The sequence below is a fragment of the Cellvibrio zantedeschiae genome (assembly GCF_014652535.1).
Lineage (GTDB): Bacteria > Pseudomonadota > Gammaproteobacteria > Pseudomonadales > Cellvibrionaceae > Cellvibrio > Cellvibrio zantedeschiae.
In genome coordinates this window covers 2,073,517-2,091,154 of record NZ_BMYZ01000001.1, presented here as the reverse complement: position 1 = coordinate 2,091,154, position 17,638 = coordinate 2,073,517, and the positions used below count along the sequence as shown (strand labels likewise).

The 17,638-nt window shown below is 45.3% G+C and carries 18 protein-coding genes; 16 read left to right on the top strand and 2 right to left on the bottom strand.

From position 1 onward, the window contains the following. Positions 1-12: 12 nt before the first annotated feature. On the top strand, positions 13-885 hold the full coding sequence (locus IE104_RS09305) for a substrate-binding periplasmic protein (RefSeq protein WP_229837755.1): 873 nt from the start codon (positions 13-15) through the stop codon (positions 883-885). A gap of 58 nt (positions 886-943) precedes the next feature. On the opposite strand, the gene IE104_RS09300 is transcribed toward IE104_RS09305, so the two are convergent. Further along, positions 944-2,092 (bottom strand): L-lactate dehydrogenase, encoded by a 1,149-nt coding sequence (locus IE104_RS09300; protein WP_189417728.1) that lies wholly within the window; start codon positions 2,090-2,092, stop codon positions 944-946. 178 nt (positions 2,093-2,270) lie between these two features. Between IE104_RS09300 and fucP the strand changes: the two genes are divergently transcribed. The 12 genes from fucP to IE104_RS09240 all read left to right on the top strand — a co-directional run bounded on the left by fucP (position 2,271) and on the right by IE104_RS09240 (position 13,160). After that, the gene (gene fucP, locus IE104_RS09295; RefSeq protein WP_189417727.1) at positions 2,271-3,536 is read left to right on the top strand and encodes an L-fucose:H+ symporter permease; all 1,266 of its coding nucleotides are present in this window, start codon (positions 2,271-2,273) and stop codon (positions 3,534-3,536) included. Between the two features lie 15 nt (positions 3,537-3,551). Further along, on the top strand, positions 3,552-4,382 hold the full coding sequence (locus IE104_RS09290; RefSeq protein WP_189417725.1) for an amidohydrolase family protein: 831 nt from the start codon (positions 3,552-3,554) through the stop codon (positions 4,380-4,382). A 99-nt stretch (positions 4,383-4,481) separates the two neighbouring features. Continuing rightward, complete coding sequence (locus IE104_RS09285; protein WP_189417723.1) at positions 4,482-5,279, top strand: IclR family transcriptional regulator; 798 nt, start codon at positions 4,482-4,484, stop codon at positions 5,277-5,279. Positions 5,280-5,412: 133 nt separating this feature from the next. Next, complete coding sequence (locus IE104_RS09280) at positions 5,413-6,447, top strand: aldo/keto reductase (RefSeq protein WP_229837754.1); 1,035 nt, start codon at positions 5,413-5,415, stop codon at positions 6,445-6,447. A gap of 12 nt (positions 6,448-6,459) precedes the next feature. Further along, on the top strand, positions 6,460-6,783 hold the full coding sequence (locus IE104_RS09275) for a UxaA family hydrolase (RefSeq protein ID WP_189417721.1): 324 nt from the start codon (positions 6,460-6,462) through the stop codon (positions 6,781-6,783). Beyond that, complete coding sequence (locus tag IE104_RS09270; protein ID WP_189417719.1) at positions 6,783-8,000, top strand: UxaA family hydrolase; 1,218 nt, start codon at positions 6,783-6,785, stop codon at positions 7,998-8,000. Before IE104_RS09275 ends, IE104_RS09270 begins: the two co-directional genes overlap by 1 nt. Positions 8,001-8,052: 52 nt before the next feature. Next, the gene (locus IE104_RS09265; RefSeq protein ID WP_189417717.1) at positions 8,053-8,781 is read left to right on the top strand and encodes an SDR family oxidoreductase; all 729 of its coding nucleotides are present in this window, start codon (positions 8,053-8,055) and stop codon (positions 8,779-8,781) included. 79 nt (positions 8,782-8,860) lie between these two features. After that, positions 8,861-9,703 carry a fumarylacetoacetate hydrolase family protein gene (locus tag IE104_RS09260; RefSeq protein WP_189417716.1) on the top strand — a complete coding sequence of 281 codons (843 nt, stop codon included), beginning with the start codon at positions 8,861-8,863 and terminating at the stop codon, positions 9,701-9,703. A 111-nt stretch (positions 9,704-9,814) separates the two neighbouring features. Beyond that, positions 9,815-11,173, top strand: a complete 1,359-nt coding sequence (locus IE104_RS09255; RefSeq protein ID WP_189417714.1) for a putative glycoside hydrolase — start codon at positions 9,815-9,817, stop codon at positions 11,171-11,173. Positions 11,174-11,267: 94 nt separating this feature from the next. After that, entirely contained in the window at positions 11,268-11,939 is a 672-nt protein-coding gene (locus IE104_RS09250) for a DUF3617 domain-containing protein (RefSeq protein ID WP_189417712.1), read from the top strand. Between the two features lie 90 nt (positions 11,940-12,029). After that, on the top strand, positions 12,030-12,725 hold the full coding sequence (locus IE104_RS09245; RefSeq protein ID WP_189417710.1) for a VIT1/CCC1 transporter family protein: 696 nt from the start codon (positions 12,030-12,032) through the stop codon (positions 12,723-12,725). Then, positions 12,726-13,160: a thiol-disulfide oxidoreductase DCC family protein gene (locus IE104_RS09240; RefSeq protein WP_189417708.1), complete on the top strand. Its 435-nt coding sequence runs from the start codon at positions 12,726-12,728 to the stop codon at positions 13,158-13,160. Here the strand turns inward: IE104_RS09240 and IE104_RS09235 are convergent. Next, complete coding sequence (locus IE104_RS09235; RefSeq protein WP_189417707.1) at positions 13,141-13,830, bottom strand: type 1 glutamine amidotransferase; 690 nt, start codon at positions 13,828-13,830, stop codon at positions 13,141-13,143. The genes IE104_RS09240 and IE104_RS09235 overlap by 20 nt on opposite strands. 215 nt (positions 13,831-14,045) lie before the next feature. On the opposite strand from IE104_RS09235, the gene rhlB reads away from it, so the two are divergent. From rhlB to IE104_RS09220, 3 genes are all read left to right on the top strand, one after another. After that, positions 14,046-15,698, top strand: a complete 1,653-nt coding sequence (gene rhlB, locus IE104_RS09230) for an ATP-dependent RNA helicase RhlB (RefSeq protein WP_229837753.1) — start codon at positions 14,046-14,048, stop codon at positions 15,696-15,698. 76 nt (positions 15,699-15,774) lie between these two features. After that, positions 15,775-16,653, top strand: a complete 879-nt coding sequence (locus IE104_RS09225) for a DMT family transporter (protein WP_189417705.1) — start codon at positions 15,775-15,777, stop codon at positions 16,651-16,653. Between the two features lie 91 nt (positions 16,654-16,744). Beyond that, positions 16,745-17,554, top strand: a complete 810-nt coding sequence (locus IE104_RS09220) for a DODA-type extradiol aromatic ring-opening family dioxygenase (protein WP_189417704.1) — start codon at positions 16,745-16,747, stop codon at positions 17,552-17,554. Positions 17,555-17,638 lie beyond the last annotated feature (84 nt).

Genomic DNA, 17,638 nt, shown 5'->3' with positions numbered 1-17,638 from the left:
GGGTTGTTCGTAATGAGCGTAAAAATGGGTAAATTGTTTTCAACCTTATTATCTATCGTCGCCTTGATGATGGTGAGCCTTTCTTCTGCTTCCGCAGAAACTTATAAAATCAATTTGTCAGATGCCGACCCCAACGGGCCTTATATGGCCAGTATGATTAAATTGGCGTTTGAACACTTGGGCCGCAAAGTAGAATTTCAGCCAGTTGCCGAGGATATGACCCAGACTCGTCTTGTGGAAGATACGCTTAATGGGCAGCTGGATATTATGTGGGCGGGAACGAGTAAGGAATTGGAAGAATCGGTTGAGCCTGTAAGAATCCCTATGTTTAAAGGTTTGTTAGGCCACAGGTTCCTGATTATTCGCAAAGGTGACCAGGCTAAATTTGATAAGGTAAAAGACATCAATGATTTGCGCCAAATTCCGTTGGGGCAGGGCACTGCCTGGATTGATACCAAAGTTTTGGAAGCTAATGGTTTGAAAGTTGTCAAAACCACAAAATACCAAAACTTGTTTCATATGTTAGATGGTGGTCGGTTCGATGCTTTTCCTCGCGCTGTATTCGAGCCATTTAGTGAAGTTGAAAAGCGCCCCGCGTTAAACCTGACAGTAGAAAAACGTTTAATGCTGGTTTACAAAATGGATTTCTACTTATTTGTAAGCAAAAAAAATAAGGCACTGGCACGTGATTTGGAGTTGGGTTTAAACCGCGCGATTGCGGATGGCTCTTTCGAAAAAGTTTTTTTAACCGCACCTAGCGTACAGGAAGCCATTGCTAAAGGTGATTTGAAAAATCGTTTGGTGATTCCGTTGGACAATCCATTCAATTCCAAGGAAACACCTATTGATCGCGCAGACTTGTGGATAGATCCAAAAAGTCTTTAGTGATGTTCAATTAAAATTTAAAAAAGGGAACTATGTTCCCTTTTTTTATTGCTCAAATTTAATCTATAGATTCAATCATATCCCGATTAATATCGGAGATCTTTGTGCAGCCTGACAAAGCCATGGCAACGCGCATTTCGTTGGCAAATAGTTGCAATATTTCACTCGCGCCCGTTTTTTGTCTTGCAGCTAATGCGTAAACCCAGGGTCGCCCAATCATTACGGCTTTGGCGCCGAGTGCCAATGCTCGTACCACATCCAAACCGCTGCGAATACCGCTATCCATTAACAGGGTTACATCATCACCAACTGCATCGGCGATTTTTGGAAGCGCGCGAATAGACGAACTGGCGCCATCCAGCTGACGACCACCATGATTGGAAACAATAATTCCGTTTGCACCTATGTTGGCAGCTTGCTTTGCATCGTCGGGGTCCAAAATACCTTTGATAATAAAATGGCCATCCCATTCGGTGCGGATACGGTCTATATCTGCCCAGGTTACTGTGGGGTCAAAATTTTTACCGAGCCACGCCCAGAATTCATCTATACCAGCGTTCTCGCCCAATACAGGCGCAATGTTACCGAGGCTATGCGGGCGTCCACATATACCCACATCCCATGCCCATTGAGGGCGGCGTAAAACTTGTAGTGATCGCGTTAATTTGCGTTGAAACATGGTGCCGTAGGAAAGGCCGGAGCGCATATCGCGATAACGCGTAGCGGGCACAGGCATATCCACAGTGAACAATAAGGTATTGGTTCCGGCCGCTTTTGCGCGAGCAAGCATTTCACGCAAAAAGCCGCGGTCGCGAATCATGTACAGCTGAAACCAGACGGGGTTATTTACGCCCGCACGAACCTCGTCAATCGAGCAAGCCGAAACCGTAGAAAGACAGAAAGGCACGCCTGCTGCTTCAGCGGCTTGCGCAGCCTGTACCTCACCACGTCGGGCATTCAAACCGGCAATGCCCACGGGTGCCAAGCCAATAGGCATTGCCAGCTTCTGGCCAAAGAGCGTCGTTGCTGTGGATACCTCGGAGACGTCGCGCAAGACGCGCTGGCGTAAGAGGATTTTTTGCAGGTCATTGGCGTTACTGCGCAAGGTGGTTTCGCTAAAAGCGCCGCCATCTATGTATTCAAATAGAAAATGGGGCAGGCGGCGGCGGGCAAGTTCCCGATAGTCATCGATATTTGCAAGGATCATAGGCTTGTTATCTAAAGGATTATTTGTGTTATGGTATAAATGACCTTATGTTAGCATGATTTTATATGTAATTTATCTTTTACATATAAATTGGCGGTATTGTATACTCAACGCCATGCGTCCGCTGCTATAACTGACAATAACAAGTGTTTGAGCTTCCGCTCGCGGGTAAAAACTTATGAATAATAACGAGAAAGCTACATCCGTTTTACTGCCGTTGATCCTCATTATTAGCCTGTTCTTTTTATGGGGAATGGCTAATAACCTCAACGATATTTTAATCGCTCAATTTAAAAAAATTTTTTCCTTAAGCGATTTGAAATCAGGTTTAGTGCAATCTGCTTTTTATACCGGCTATTTTGTATTCTCTATTCCCGCTTCTCTCTTTATGCGCCGTTACAGTTACAAAGCAGCGGTAGTCACTGGCTTGTTGCTTTACGCTTTTGGTGCGTTTCTGTTTTACCCGGCGGCGGCGCAGCGCGAATACAATTTATTTTTGGGTGCGCTTTTTGTAATCGCCAGTGGTTTGGCTTTTTTGGAAACGTCTGCCAATCCCTTAATTGTCGCTATGGGTGATCCTGCTACTGCAGAGCGTCGTTTAAACTTCGCGCAATCTTTTAATCCTTTTGGTTGTATTGCAGGAATTATTATTGGCCGTGAATTTATTTTGTCTGGCCATGAACCGAGTGCGGCAGATTTGGCCGCTATGGCTCCGGCGGCATTGGAGCAGTTTTATCAAGCGGAATCCCATGCGGTGCAAGGGCCCTATTTGGCGATAGGTGCACTGGTGTTTCTGTGGGCATTTGTGGTTTTGTTAGTAAGGTTTCCTAAAGTTGCCACACAATCTTCAGCTGGCGAATCGGTGAGTTGGAACGATTATAAAAATCTGCTGGCTAGTGGCCAATTTATGTTTGGTGTAACTGCGCAGTTTTTTTATGTTGGCGCGCAAGTGTGTTTGTGGAGTTATATGATTCGCTACGGTCAGCAAGCGCTGCCGGGTACAGGCGAAAAAATATTGGCCAATTATTTACTCGCATCTTTAGTCATTTTTATGATTGGACGCTTCTTTGCCACTGCACTTATGGCGCGCATCAAGCCGAGTTTATTAATGTTTATCTACGCGATTGCGAATGTTGTGCTCTGTGCCCTTGCAGTTGTAAGCCCTAATCTTGTAGGTATGCTTGCGCTTGTTGCTACCAGCTTTTTTATGTCGCTGATGTTTCCTACTATTTTTGCCTTAACGATTAAAAATTTAGGCGAGCAGGCTAAAGCTGGCTCGTCATTATTGGTAATGTCAATTATTGGCGGCGCCATTCTTGCGGCGGTGATGGGTTTTGTTTCTGATATCTCCAGCATACATACTGCAGTGGTGATTCCCCTGGCTTCCTTTGCGGTAATCGCAGTTTTTGCGCGCTCATGTTATCAGCGCGAAATAAAGGGTTAAACACAGGGATTTGTTGTGATAGATGCGCATCAACATTTTTGGCGAATTGGCGAAAACGATTGTCGCTGGCCCACTGCAGATTTAACGGCAATTTACCGCGATTTTAATCCAGTCGATTTAGAGCCATTAACCAAGGCTGCGGGGATTACGGGCAGTGTGCTTGTGCAATCGCAAGAGAGTGATGCTGACACAGATTTTTTGCTGCGCCTCGCTAATGAATCGGATTTAGTTAAAGCTGTTGTCGGTTGGGTGGATTTGAAATCAATCACAGCGGTGCCGCGAATTCGTAATTTGGCGCAGCATCCTAAAATGCGCGGTCTGCGCCCTATGTTGCAAAGTTTGCCGGAAGATAGCTGGATTTTGAGCCCGGATATTGAAATTGCGATTGCAGAAATGCAGCAGTGCAATTTAAGTTTGGATGCGTTGGTGCATGTGCGTCATTTACAATATTTGAGAATTTTTGCGCGGCGTCATCCGAAACTCGCGATTGTGATAGATCATGCGGCTAAACCTGCTATTGCAGCTAAGGGTTTTGAATCATGGGCAAAAGCAATTGCAGCATTGGCGGAGTTGCCGCAAGTCTATTGCAAATTATCGGGTTTGCTTACGGAAGCATCCATGGAACAGGGAGTTGATCATTTGCGCCCCTATATTGTTCACCTCTATCACTTGTTTGGCGCAGAGCGTTTGATGTGGGGAAGCGATTGGCCGGTGTTAAATCTCGCACCCAACCACGGAAATTATGATGAGTGGCTCACTTTGGCAAAACAAATTTTACCTGTCGCATCAGCAACCGAACTGGATGAAATATTTGGAACAACAGCAAAAAATTTTTACCGTTTTTAACTTGGGGTCGGGGCATTTTTACTTGTTCAAAAAGTACGCATCTGATACTTTGAATTTTCTTTCATATATAGGTTAACTATTTATATTTAAAAATTTACTATGAATAATAATATTACTATAGACACATCGGCAGATGAAAACGATCGCAAATACCGTGCTCCAGCGCTTGAAAAAGGCTTGGATATTCTTGAACTTCTAGCGCGTAATGGCGCGCCCATGACCACGTCACAAATGGCCGTGACTTTGGGTCGTTCTGTTAGCGAATTATTCCGCATGGTGTTGGCGCTGGAATTTCGTGGCTACATAGAATCATCACCAGATGGCCGTGATGGTTACACCTTAACGAATAAATTATTCACTTTGGGTATCGCCCAGGGTTCAGCGCGCTCTTTGCTGGAAACTGCTTTGCCTGTTATGAAAGATTTGGCACGTGAGTTGGGGCAATCCTGTCACTTGGTGGTGCCGTCTGGAGATCAAATTGTGGTGGTGGGGCGTATTGAAAGCCCAATGGATTTGGGTTTCTCTGTGCGTGTGGGTTATCGCCGTCGCTTGGTGGATACCAACTCCGGGTTAATGCTCTATGGCTATGCGCCCGAGGAAACCCAGGCTCGCTGGTTGCCACAATTGCGCGCCTCAGCAGACTCAGAGCTTATCCAGCATTTTTTGCAGCGGTCCAAAGTTGCGGTGGAGCGTGGTTTCGTTCAATCGGCGAGTGATTTCGTGGAGGGTGTAACAGATCTTTGTGTGCCCATCCTGGGTTTGAATGGCGCTACAGCGGTACTCAATGTGCCTTTCATAACGATTAAAGCGCAAGCTGTTACCCACGAGCAGGTGATCGAAAAGCTCAAAATATCGGCCCGCAAAATTGCGGATGCACTGAGTAACGAAGGGCGCTAAGGCGCCTTTTTTATTGACTGTTTTTTACATCAATTCCCATAGGGGGATATGTTAACTTTGACTATAATGGGTTAAAATTTATTTTATGGGCAAAGCTTTTTTTAATTATAAAAACAAGGCGTGAGAGTTGAATATGTTAGATCCCATGGGTCCTTCCGAAAGTTCCAAACGTTTTGGAAACACCTCTTTGCCTATGCCGACCTTGGGCTTTGGTGCTGCTACCTTGGGAAATCTGTACCGGGCAATGACGGATGCAGAAGCTGACTCAACCTTGGACGCTGCACTTAATGCCGGTATTAATTATTTTGATACGGCACCCCACTATGGTTTTGGTTTGAGTGAGTCTCGTCTTGGTAGCCAGCTAGCGGCCAAGCGGGAGCAATTAATTATTTCTTCAAAAGTTGGGCGCCTGCTGGTGCCTACAACATCTAGCGATTCCATTCGGCATGGCTTTGTGGATACGCCTGCGTTGGAACCTGTTTTTGATTATTCCTACGATGCGGTTATGCGTTCGTTTGAGTCCAGCTTGCAGCGGCTAAAAACAAATTACATCGATATTTTATTTGCCCACGATTTAGGTTCGCTCACTCATGGCGAGCAGCACGCACAACATTTCCGCGAATTTTTTGAGGGCGGTTATCGCGCCATGAATGAACTGCGTGCGGCAGGCGTTGTGAAAGCAATTGGTCTTGGAACCAACGAATGGGAAGTGTGTGAGCAGGCATTAGCGCACGGCGATTTTGATGGGTTTTTATTGGCGGGGCGCTATTCGCTATTAGAACAAAGTCCATGCGACTCTTTTTTTCCGCTGTGCAAAAAACGCGGAGTCTCAATCATTTCAGGCGGGCCTTTTAATTCTGGAATACTCGCTTCGGGTGTAAGTGGAGCTGGGCCTTTTTATTACAATTACGAACCAGCGCCGCTGCACATTATTGAGCGCGTCAAGCAATTAGAAATTATCTGCGCAGAATTTTCTGTTCCACTTCCTGCTGCTGCACTGCAGTTTCCTGGCGCGCACCCGCAAGTATGTTCTGTTATCGCTGGATTGGCATCACCTGCGCAAGTTGAGCAAGCAATTATTTGGATGAATTATTCCATTCCGCAAGAATTTTGGCAGCGTTTACGTGAGCGCAATTTACTTCACCCTGATGCCCCAACACCTTTTTAAACGAGTAGATTGATGACAAATTCAAAAAAAATCACACCCGTCATTTTGTTGCATCCTGACGATAATATTTTGGTGTGTGTAACACAAATTAGTGCGGGGGATGTTGTTCATATTGATGGTGAATCTGTGCATATAAATCAAACTATAGAGGTAGGGCATAAACTTGCGCGCCAGCCATTAAATGTGGGGGAAAAAGTTTATCGTTACGGTGCACCTATTGGTTCAATGACACAAGCGGCCGCGCAGGGCGAGCACGTGCACATGCACAATATGCAAAGTGATTATATTCCAAGCCATACACGTACTCGTCAAAATAAAGACAGGAGTGAGTCTTAATGAACACCGCGGTAAGTTTTCAAGGGTACGCTCGTCAGGATGGACGTAAAGGAATTCGCAATGTCCTTGTCGTAGCTTATTTGGTTGAGTGTGCGCATCACGTATCGCGCAAAATTGTAACCCTCGCAAATGATATGGACGTGCATTTAATTGGCTTTCCCGGTTGTTACCCTAACCAATATGCTTATGAAATGATGCGTGCGGTTTCCACTCATCCCAATGTCGGCGGTGCATTATTAATTTCGCTCGGTTGTGAAAGTATGAATCGCGATAAATTATTAAAAGAAATTCGAGCCAGTGGTCGCCCGGCAGAATTATTAGTCATCCAGGAAGCGGGCGGAACCAAGGCAACGATTGAAGCGGGGCTCGCAGCAGTTGCACGCATAAAAGTTGAAGCAGATAAAACACCACGCGTACCTATGGCATTAAGTGAATTAATTGTAGGGACTATTTGTGGCGGTTCAGACGGTACCAGCGGTATTAGCGCAAACCCTGCTGTGGGTCGTTGTTTTGATGCCTTGGTAGAGGCCAATGCTACCTGTATTTTTGAAGAGACGGGTGAGCTAATTGGTTGCGAAACTATTATGGCAGATCGTGCCATTACACCGGAACTCGGCGAACAAATTGAAGCCTGTGTTGCTAAAGCCGAACACTATTATCGCGTTATGGGTTTCGGCAGTTTTGCCCCTGGGAATGCAGACGGCGGCTTAACTACCATGGAAGAAAAGTCCATGGGTGCCTACTCAAAATCAGGTTCGTCGCCAATTAGTGGTTTAATAAAACCCGGCGATATTCCACCCACCGGCGGTTTATATTTGTTGGATGTTGTGCCCGATGGTGAACCGCGTTTTGGTTTCCCGAATATTTCTGATAATGCCGAAATTATCGAACTAATTGCATGCGGTTCCCATGTCATTTTATTTACTACTGGCCGCGGCTCAGTAGTAGGTTCCGCTATTTCTCCCGTCATCAAAGTATGCGCCAATCCAGAAACCTATCGTCGTTTAAGCGAAGATATGGACGTAAATGCTGGCCGTATTTTGGAAGGCGAAGCTACGCTCGATGAAGTCGGTGCAGAAATTTTACAAAATGTAATTGATGTTGCGTCAGGTAAGCGCAGCGTTTCAGAGGAATTGGGCCATCAAGAATTTATTTTGACTTACAAATCTTTTGAACCGATTGGACCAAGTTGTTTGCCGGTTAGGCAGATAGCATAGTTTTTTAAATTATTTGCTAATTACTTTAAAACAAATAGTAGAAGACAAAACCATGAACCGTCTACAAGGCAAGACCGCACTCATCACCGCCGCCGCCCAAGGCATCGGCCGCGCAAGCGCAGAATTATTCGCCGCTCAAGGAGCGCGTGTAATCGCAACTGATATTAATCTTGATGCATTAAAAGATATTGCGGGCTGCGAAGTTCGCAAGCTGGATGTTTTAAATTCAGAAGAAGTGATCGCACTTGCGAAAGAAATTGGCCCAATAGACATTTTATTTAACTGCGTAGGTTATGTGCACAGCGGAACCATTTTGGATGGTGATGAGAAAGACTGGAATTTTTCCATGGATTTAAATGTTACTTCCATGTATCGCACGATTCGCGCTTTTCTCCCGGATATGATTGCACGTGGCAGGGGCTCTATTATTAATATGTCCTCAGTGGCGGGCTCGATTAAAGGAGTGCAAAATCGGTGTGCCTACGGCGCGACTAAAGCCGCGGTTATTGGTTTAACCAAAGCGGTGGCTGCTGATTTCGTTGCACAAGGTATTCGCTGCAATGCCATTTGTCCTGGCACGGTACACACACCGTCACTGGAGCAGCGTCTTCATTCAACCGGCGATTATGAAACGGCCTACAAAAATTTTGTTGCGCGCCAACCTATGGGGCGTTTGGGTAGCGCGATGGAAATGGCGCAGCTCGCGCTTTATTTGGCGAGCGATGAATCTGCATTTACCACGGGCACGATTAATGTGATCGATGGCGGTTGGACTAATTAATAAATTTGTGTGCAGGTTGGGCTTTGTTTCTCGTTGCTAACCTGCGTATCCTAAATACAAAGCAATTGTGAGAGTTAAGATGAAATTACTGAGATACGGTTTGCCCGGCCAAGAGCGTCCTGGAATTTTAGATAAAGACGGAAATGTTCGCGATTTATCAAATGTCATCAGCGACATACACGGTGCAACACTTTCCGATGAAAGCTTAAAAAAAATTGCGGCCATTGATAGTAGTTCATTGCCCCTGGTTGCTGATCCTGTACGTTTTGGTCCTTGTGTAAATAACGTGGGAAAATTTATTTGTATCGGACTCAATTATGCTGATCACGCTGCTGAATCAGGTTTGGCAGTGCCGGATGAACCTGTTGTTTTTATGAAGGCCACCAGTGCAATCACCGGTCCTAATGACAATGTAATTAAGCCACGCAATTCTACCAAGTTGGATTGGGAAGTTGAGCTGGGCATAATTATAGGCAAACATTGTAGTTATGTTGAATTAGACGATGCAATGGATCACATTGCCGGTTACTGTGTTATCAATGATGTATCTGAGCGTAATTTTCAGCTTGAGCGCGGCGGCCAGTGGGATAAGGGTAAGGGCTGCGACAGTTTTGGTCCCATAGGTCCTTATGTGGTGACTAAAGATGAAGTACCCGATCCATTAAATTTGAATTTGTGGTTAAAAGTTAACGGTAAAACTTTCCAAAATGGTTCTACTAAACACATGGTATTTGGCCCCGCATTTTTGGTACATTACCTCAGCCAGTTTATGAGTTTGCAACCGGGAGATGTTATCAGTACCGGTACACCGCCCGGAGTTGGCCTTGGCCAGAAGCCACCGCTTTATTTGGAAGTGGGCGATGTGATGGAGTTGGGTATTGAAGGTATGGGTACCCAAAAACAAACTGTGGTAAAAGCCTAAGCGTGGCAAAAACCTAATTAGAGTTTAATAAAATGATTCAAAATTCCCGCTCTGCGGGAATTTTACTTTCAACCACCTTTAAATCATTCATAAAAATAATTGGAGACAAGTATGCAAAAGCGATCTTATGCGATGCGTTCGGCGATTATCAGCTGTTTAAGTTTGGTTTTGGTGTCTTGTAATCATACCGGGCAAAAAACGGTAGAGAAAAAATCATCAAATGTTAATCAAGCGGCAACGACGCAAGGTTTGAATTTATATTCTGGGCAAACAAATCCCAATATTCGTGTAGTTATTGAAAGCCCGGTGGCCCAGCAAGTGCTTGAAGGCAGCTCAGCAAAAGTGAGCAAAATTGCAGGTTCATCCGCACCTAACTCAGATGTGAGCGTTACGAAAACCGATAAGTCTGCAAGTGCCGACGCATTGACATTTGCATGGAAAGATTCCTGGCGAGCTGCGCTAAATTTTGAAGCCAACGCACCGCTTGATCTTGCTGATTACATGCAAGCTGGTGTTGTTAATTTTCATCTTAATGTGATTGAGCTAGCCAAAGGTGGTTTGGCTTTTAAAGCTAAATGCGTTGGTAGTAGTTGCGAGCGGAAGATCCCCTATGTTTTGGATGGTCGGGAATTGGCTGGAAAAGGCTGGCAACATTTAAGTGTTCCGCTGAAATGTTTCGCGCAGGACGGTGATAATTTTTCTGGCGTCCGTTTACCTTTTGCGCTTGAAACAGGTGGAGAGGGTAAGCTTGCTATCGCGAATGTAAATATCCAGAAAACCGGTAACACAAATGTTACGTGTCCCGATTATAAAACAGTAGCCGTTACTCCCTCCATGTTAAATGAATGGTGGTCTATTAGTTGGTGGTTGCCGCGTCACTTGCAAAAGCTCGAAGAAATTAAAGTACGTAAAAATGCGCAGGTTATTTTTATCGGTGACTCCATTACTCAGGGTTGGGAAAAAGATGGCTTTAACGTTTTTAATCATAATTACGAAAAATATAATGCAGTTGCTTTAGGCTTTGGCGGAGATCGTACCGAAAACGTATTGTGGCGTTTGCTGCATGGCGAAGTGGATGGCTTAAACCCGAAAGTTGCTGTGTTGATGTTTGGTACTAACAATACCGGTCATCGTCAGGAGAAGCCTGAATTGACTGCTGCGGGTATTAAGCGCGACATAGAAGAGTTGCAGAAGCGCTTACCAAATACCAAAATATTATTGTTGGCAATTTTCCCGCGTGATGAAAAACCTGAAGGTGAGCTGCGTCAAATTAATAATCGTGTGAACGCCATTATTTCCACGTTTGCAGATAACAAGAAAATCTATTTCCTCGATATTAATAAATCCTTCCTGGACGACAAGGGTAATTTGCCTAAGGAAATAATGCCTGATTTATTACATCCTAATGAAAAGGGATATGAGATTTGGGCTAAAGCCATGGAGCCTACCTTGCTCAAATTACTTAAGTAAAACAACAATCCACTTAAAAAGCCGCTTTAATAGCGGCTTTTTTATGCATGTTAAAAACTGCTTGCTATCGCTTGTATAATGGTTTGAGAATAGCGTGATAAGTATTGCAGGACAGAACTATCGGGCAAACCAACGGGAGATGATTATGAAACTAGTTACATTGGCAGGATTCATTGTGGCCGCAGGCTTAAGTCTTAATGCATATGCAGTGCAAGTTGATATGAAACCGGGCTTATGGGAACACACCTTCAAATTGAATGAGGGTAGCATTGGCGCCATAACCGGCGTTCAACAAGAACAAGTTAGCCAGGCCATGGATGAAATGAAAAAGCAAATGGCTAATATGTCGCCGGAACAGCGCAAAATGATGGAAGATATGATGGCTAAGCAAGGCATAAAAATTTCTGATAAAGGAATTGATATGACCTCGCAAAATTTACACATCTCAAAAGACGGCACCATCATAAAGGTTTGTGTAACTCAAGCTCAGATTGACAGTGGTGAATTGCCGCAGGCTGAAAACTGCGAACAGAAAGTCACGCAGGTTTCTGCAAATGTATTTAAATCAACCTTTGCTTGCAAAGGTGAACACCCGGTGAACGGAGAAGGACAAATTGTTTTTCAGAGCAACAAGGCTTACACCGGCACTACAAAAGTAACTACAGAAGTTAACAAAAAAGTTCAAACCATTGAAGGTACGCAATCTGGAAAATGGTTATCTAGCGACTGCGGAGATGTAAAACCGCTACCACCTAAGACCAAATAAAAATACAACAATGCTCGCTCCGGCGAGCATTGTTGTTTCCGGTTGCTATTTTTTATATTTCTCAATGTATTTATTTCTCGGAATTTTCAAATGGTAAAGCGACATGGGGAAAACCATAAGATCCAACATCTTGGTTGGCTGCGCGCCGCTGTTCTTGGTGCGAATGATGGCATTATTTCCACCGCCAGCTTAATGATGGGAATTGCGGCAGCGCAAACATCAGTGAATGCAGTTCTTTTAACCGGCGTTGCGGGTTTAGTTGCCGGTTCTCTTTCCATGGCTGCAGGTGAATATGTTTCTGTTTGCTCGCAAGCTGATACGGAAACTGCAGATATCGCCCGTGAAACAGATGAACTTGCTGCGCATCCTGAAGCAGAATTACGCGAGTTAACAGAAATCTATAGAGCGCGTGGATTGGAGCGAGAGCTGGCGCATCAAGTTGCTGTACAACTCACTGCCCATGATGCACTTGCTGCCCATGCTCGCGACGAACTGGGTATTGTGGAATTTTTACAAGCTAAACCTTTGCAAGCCGCACTAACATCAGCCGCTACTTTTGCAGTAGGTGCGTTAATTCCTTTATTGGTTGTGCTGCTGGTGAGTGAAAAATTTATAATCCCTGGCGTTGCACTGAGTTCGCTTGTTGCGCTTGCGATTCTAGGTGGTCTAGCAGCGAAAGTGGGTGGAGCTAACTTATATAAAGGCGCTTTGCGTGTGTGCATTTGGGGGGCGTTAGCTATGGGTTTAACAGGATTGGTTGGGAGCATGTTTGGAGTTCAAGTGTAAATGCATGATAAGCCGAAAATTTTGGATGGAATTGAGAGGTTAGTTCTATTTGACGGTGTTTGCAATTTATGTAATCGCAATATGCTATTTTTGATTCGCAATGATCCGCACCAAAAGTTAAAATTTTGCAGTGTGCAATCACCTGCGGGACAAAAAATTCTAGCTTGGTTAGGCTTGCCGTTAGATACCCATGAAAGTATGTTGTTGTTGGATGGCGACAAGGTCTATGAAAAAAGCGATGCGGTTTTGCACATAGCTTCTTATTTATCGTGGTACTTAAGCTGGATTTATGTAGCAAAAATATTGCCACGTTTTTTGCGTGATAATCTTTATCTTTGGGTTGCGCGTAATCGTTATAAATTGATGGGGCGAAGTACTGTTTGTGCTATGCCATCGCCCGAGTTGTTAAATCGTTTTATTTCAGCAGCTGATTAAATACCGCACTCATAGCTTTATTAATGGCGATGAAGTTTTCTTTGTCTTTCATAATTTCTTCAGCACTCTGCACGTAAGTAGATTTGTCCAAATCTTCTGCGCAATTTTTAATAAGCGCCGCGGCTGATTGCTCAGTCGTTTCCAAATGAAATTGAAATCCATAAACCTGATTGTCAATCACGTAGGCCTGGTTCGCGCAGGCTTTGCTGGAGGCCAAAAGTTGTGCTTGCGGCGGTATTGCGAAAGTATCGCCGTGCCAATGAAAAACGTATTTGCATTCCGCTAATATTTTTGCCACTGGGTGGCTGCTAGCGTCAGCACAAATTTCTAAGGGGAACCAGCCAATTTCGCGATATACGTTACGAGTTACTTGTGCCCCCAATACGCAGGCAATTAATTGCGCACCCAGGCAAATGCCCATCACTTTTTTGCCCGCTGCAATTGCCTTGGCAATAAATTCTTTTTCCGGCGCAAGCCAGGGATAGATGTCGTCATCGTAAACACCCATGGGGCCACCCATAACTACCAGCAAATCGAAACTCTCCAACTCAGGAGCTGAGTCGCCTTTATACCAATGGGTCGTGGTCAGCGAGTGGCCGCTGGCTTTTACGTCCTGAATCAGGCTGCCGATATCTTCAAAAGGGACGTGTTGCAGGCTATGGATTCTCATCTTGGTTCCTGTGTAGTTGGGTAGAGGTTGGAATAGGGCGAGAGTAACTAATGCACTTATTCCTTCGCAAGCTTGGCTTTATTGAAAATTTCCTGCTTAATGCCGGGGTTTGCCGCTTTTTGCGTCGATTGGCGTCATTTAGCGGACAATTTATCATACTAATCATGTATACTCGGAAGAGTTCTTTAGATTTTCATACAGCTAGGTAAATAACCTTGATCGGCAAATTTTTTAAAAAGCTAATGGGTGCAAATGAAGCCCCGGCAGCACAATCTTCTACCGGCAATACACACTCAGGAGCGGGCGCAAAAAAGCCTGAATCCAACCGGCCTTCACGACATTCATCGCACTCGTCATCTGAGAAAACCAACGCGCCTCGTGAACACAATTCTTCTCGTGATCATCAAAGTCGTGACAACCAAGGCCGCGATAATCCAAGCCGTGATAAGAAGCCCCGTAACAAGTCTGATCGTCCTGCCCAAACTAACCAACGCCCAGCTCGCAAAGCCGCTCCAGTCAAACACGAACCTTGGGACCCCGCGTCTTTTGTTGTTGAAGAAGTTGCAGGTAAAACCCGCTTTCAGGATTTGGATTTAGCACCGGAAATTATGCACGCCGTTGCTGACTTAGGATTTTCTTACTGCTCACCTATTCAAGCTCAGTCATTACCTCATGCCTTACAGGGTAAGGATGTTGTCGGTAAGGCTCAAACCGGTACGGGTAAAACAGCCGCTTTTTTAACGGCAATTATCGATGACTTGCTTAAAAATCCTATCGCTGAAAAACGTTACGCAGGTGAGGCGCGTGCGCTCATTATTGCGCCCACTCGTGAATTGGTGATCCAGATTGCTGAAGATGCAAAATTACTGTGCAAGTACACTGATTTAAAAATCCACACGCTGGTTGGCGGTATGGATTACGTTAAACAGCAGCGTCATCTGCATGAAGATCTGGTAGATATTTTGGTGGCGACACCGGGCCGTCTATTAGATTTTTGTGGCAACAAAGATGTGTATCTCGATCAGCTAGAAGTGCTAGTTATCGACGAAGCAGACCGCATGTTGGACATGGGTTTTATCCCGCAAGTGCGTCAAATTGTTCGTCAAGCACCCAAGCGTGAAGATCGCCAAACGTTATTTTTCTCTGCAACTTTTACCGATGATGTCCGCAATTTGGTAGAGCAGTGGACCTACAAGCCAGTCACTATCGATATCCAACCGGAAAATGTTGCCAACTCTACAGTTGAACAACATGTGTATTTGGTTTCGACAGAAGAAAAATACACCTTGCTCTACAACTTGATTCAACAAGAACATGCCGAAAGCATGATTGTGTTTGCGAATCGCCGCGACGAGTGTCGTGATTTGCAAGAGAAACTTGTTCGTCATGGCGTTAACGCAGGTTTGTTGTCTGGCGAAATCACGCAAAACAAACGCGTATCAACTTTAGACGCGTTTAAAAATGGTGATATGAAAGTGTTGGTCGCTACCGATGTAGCGGGGCGCGGCATTCATATTAGCGATATTAGTCACGTTGTGAATTTCACCTTGCCCGAAGAACCAGAAGATTATGTGCATCGCATTGGTCGTACGGGTCGTGCAGGCAAGAGCGGTACTTCAATTAGTTTTGCGTGTGAAGACGATGCATTCCGTCTTGAGCCCATCGAGAAGTTGTTGGGCAAAGAAATTAAATGTGAGCAACCACCAGAATATTTGTTGCTAACTCCGCCTGATTTGCCGCCGGCACCCAGAAGCTCGCGTGAGGATCGCCCCCGTGCTGGTGCGCGTACAAACCGCAGCGGTGGCAGTCGTGGTTCAGGTGGTAGTCGCAGTGGTGGGCATCGCAGCGGCGGTCGCCCTCGTGCTTAATAAAAATGTATTAATAAACGGAAAACCGCGCGAACAACACGCACGGATGTAGTAAAAAATTGATTCGGTTTAATTCATGTCATCCACTAAGTCGGCGTTAATAACTCTCCACGTAGGCGCATTTTTAATGGCGGCTACGGGGCTGTTTTCGCAGATTATCAACTTACCCGCGTGGGATATTACCGGCTACCGCACCTGGATTGCGGCAGGCGTTTTATTCGCCTGGGTATGGTGGCGCGAAGGTCATGTGGCTCTTGAATCTGCGCGTGATTATCGCCGTATGTTAGTGCTTGGCGTGTTGCTGTGTGTGCACTGGATTACTTTTTTTCATTCCATGCAAGTATCGAATATCGCCGTAGGCATGCTGTCGCTTTACGCGTACCCGGTAATGACAGTATTTATGGAGCCGCTACTCAGGGGCACCAAAATAGATTGGGGCGATGTTGCCAGCGGCATGTTTGTGCTGGTCGGTATTTATTTTCTCGTGCCCGAATTTGATTTTGCCAACAGCATGACCCAAGGGGTTCTCTGGGGGATTGTTTCTGCATTTACCTTCGCTTTGCGTAATTTGCTATTGAGTTACTGGTTTAGTGGCCAATCTTCTGCCCGCTCTATGAGTTATCAAGTGCTCATTGTTGCAGTGCTAATGACGCCAGTTATTTTTTCCTCAAAGCACGTTCCCAGCAGCATGGATTGGGGATTAATTTTAATTCTCGGTTTATTTTTCACCGCTTTCTCGCATACATTGTTTGGTTACGCGCTCCGTTACCTCAAAGCTAAAACAGTCGGCTTGGTTGCCTGTATGCAACCGGTTTATGGTGTTATCTACGGGGTGATTTTTTTACACAGCATTCCTGATGTTTCCACTTTTGTCGGCGGCGCAATCATCGTCACTGCTGCTATCTACGAATCCCTGCGCGAACACAACAAGTCAGCCATGACCCTGACGGATTGATTCGTTTTTTCGTTTTAATCCATCGTCAAATACGAACCATTTCTTCTGTGATATTAATTATCCTGTGAATACCAATCTTGAAGAGGTGTTTATGAGCGATAAAATCATGCCTGTACTGTTTGTCCCCCACGGTGGTGGGCCTATGCCATTGTTAGGCGAGGCCAATCACCGCGAGCTCACCGCATTTATGAAGTCAGTAAGTGCGGATTTACCGCGACCTACAGCTATTGTGGTCATTACCGCGCACTGGGAGGAAAATATTGCGACTATTTCTAATAGCCCTGCGCCCGGCATGTTGTACGACTATTCTGGATTTCCACCGAAATCTTACGAGTTTAAATATCCTGTTGCGGGCGATCCTGCATTAGCACAACAGATTGCAGCTTTACTGGAAGCTCAGGGTTTGAAGTCACGTCTGGATGCTGCGCGCGATCTGGACCACGGTAGTTTTGTGCCGCTTATGTTGATGTATCCGCATGCCAATATTCCGGTTGTTCAGTTATCGCTGCTTAAAAGCCTTGATCCCGCTGCGCATATAGCGCTCGGCAAAGTGCTTGCGCCCTTGCGCGAGCAAGGCGTGCTGATTCTTGGCTCTGGTATGTCATTCCATAATATGCGGGCATTTTTCTCGGCGAATCCCTCAACACAAGCGAGAAGCGAAGACTTTGACGATTGGCTGACGGAAACTATTACGCAGGATGGCTTAACTGCGGAAGATAGAGCGGCACGTCTGGTGGACTGGAAAAATGCGCCCGAAGCGCTTTTTTGTCACCCGCGTGAAGAGCATTTATTGCCGTTGCACGTTTGTTTCGGTGCAGGCTCAATTGCCTCTCCGGTAGCGACGAAAGTCTTTAGTGGCTTCTTGTTTAACACCAAAATTTCTGCGTTTTTGTGGTCTTAAAACTACTGCCTTATTGATTTAACAGCACTTTTTCAAAGTTTGGCTACACTCAAAGGTATTCAAATAAATTCCAGAGTGCTCGCT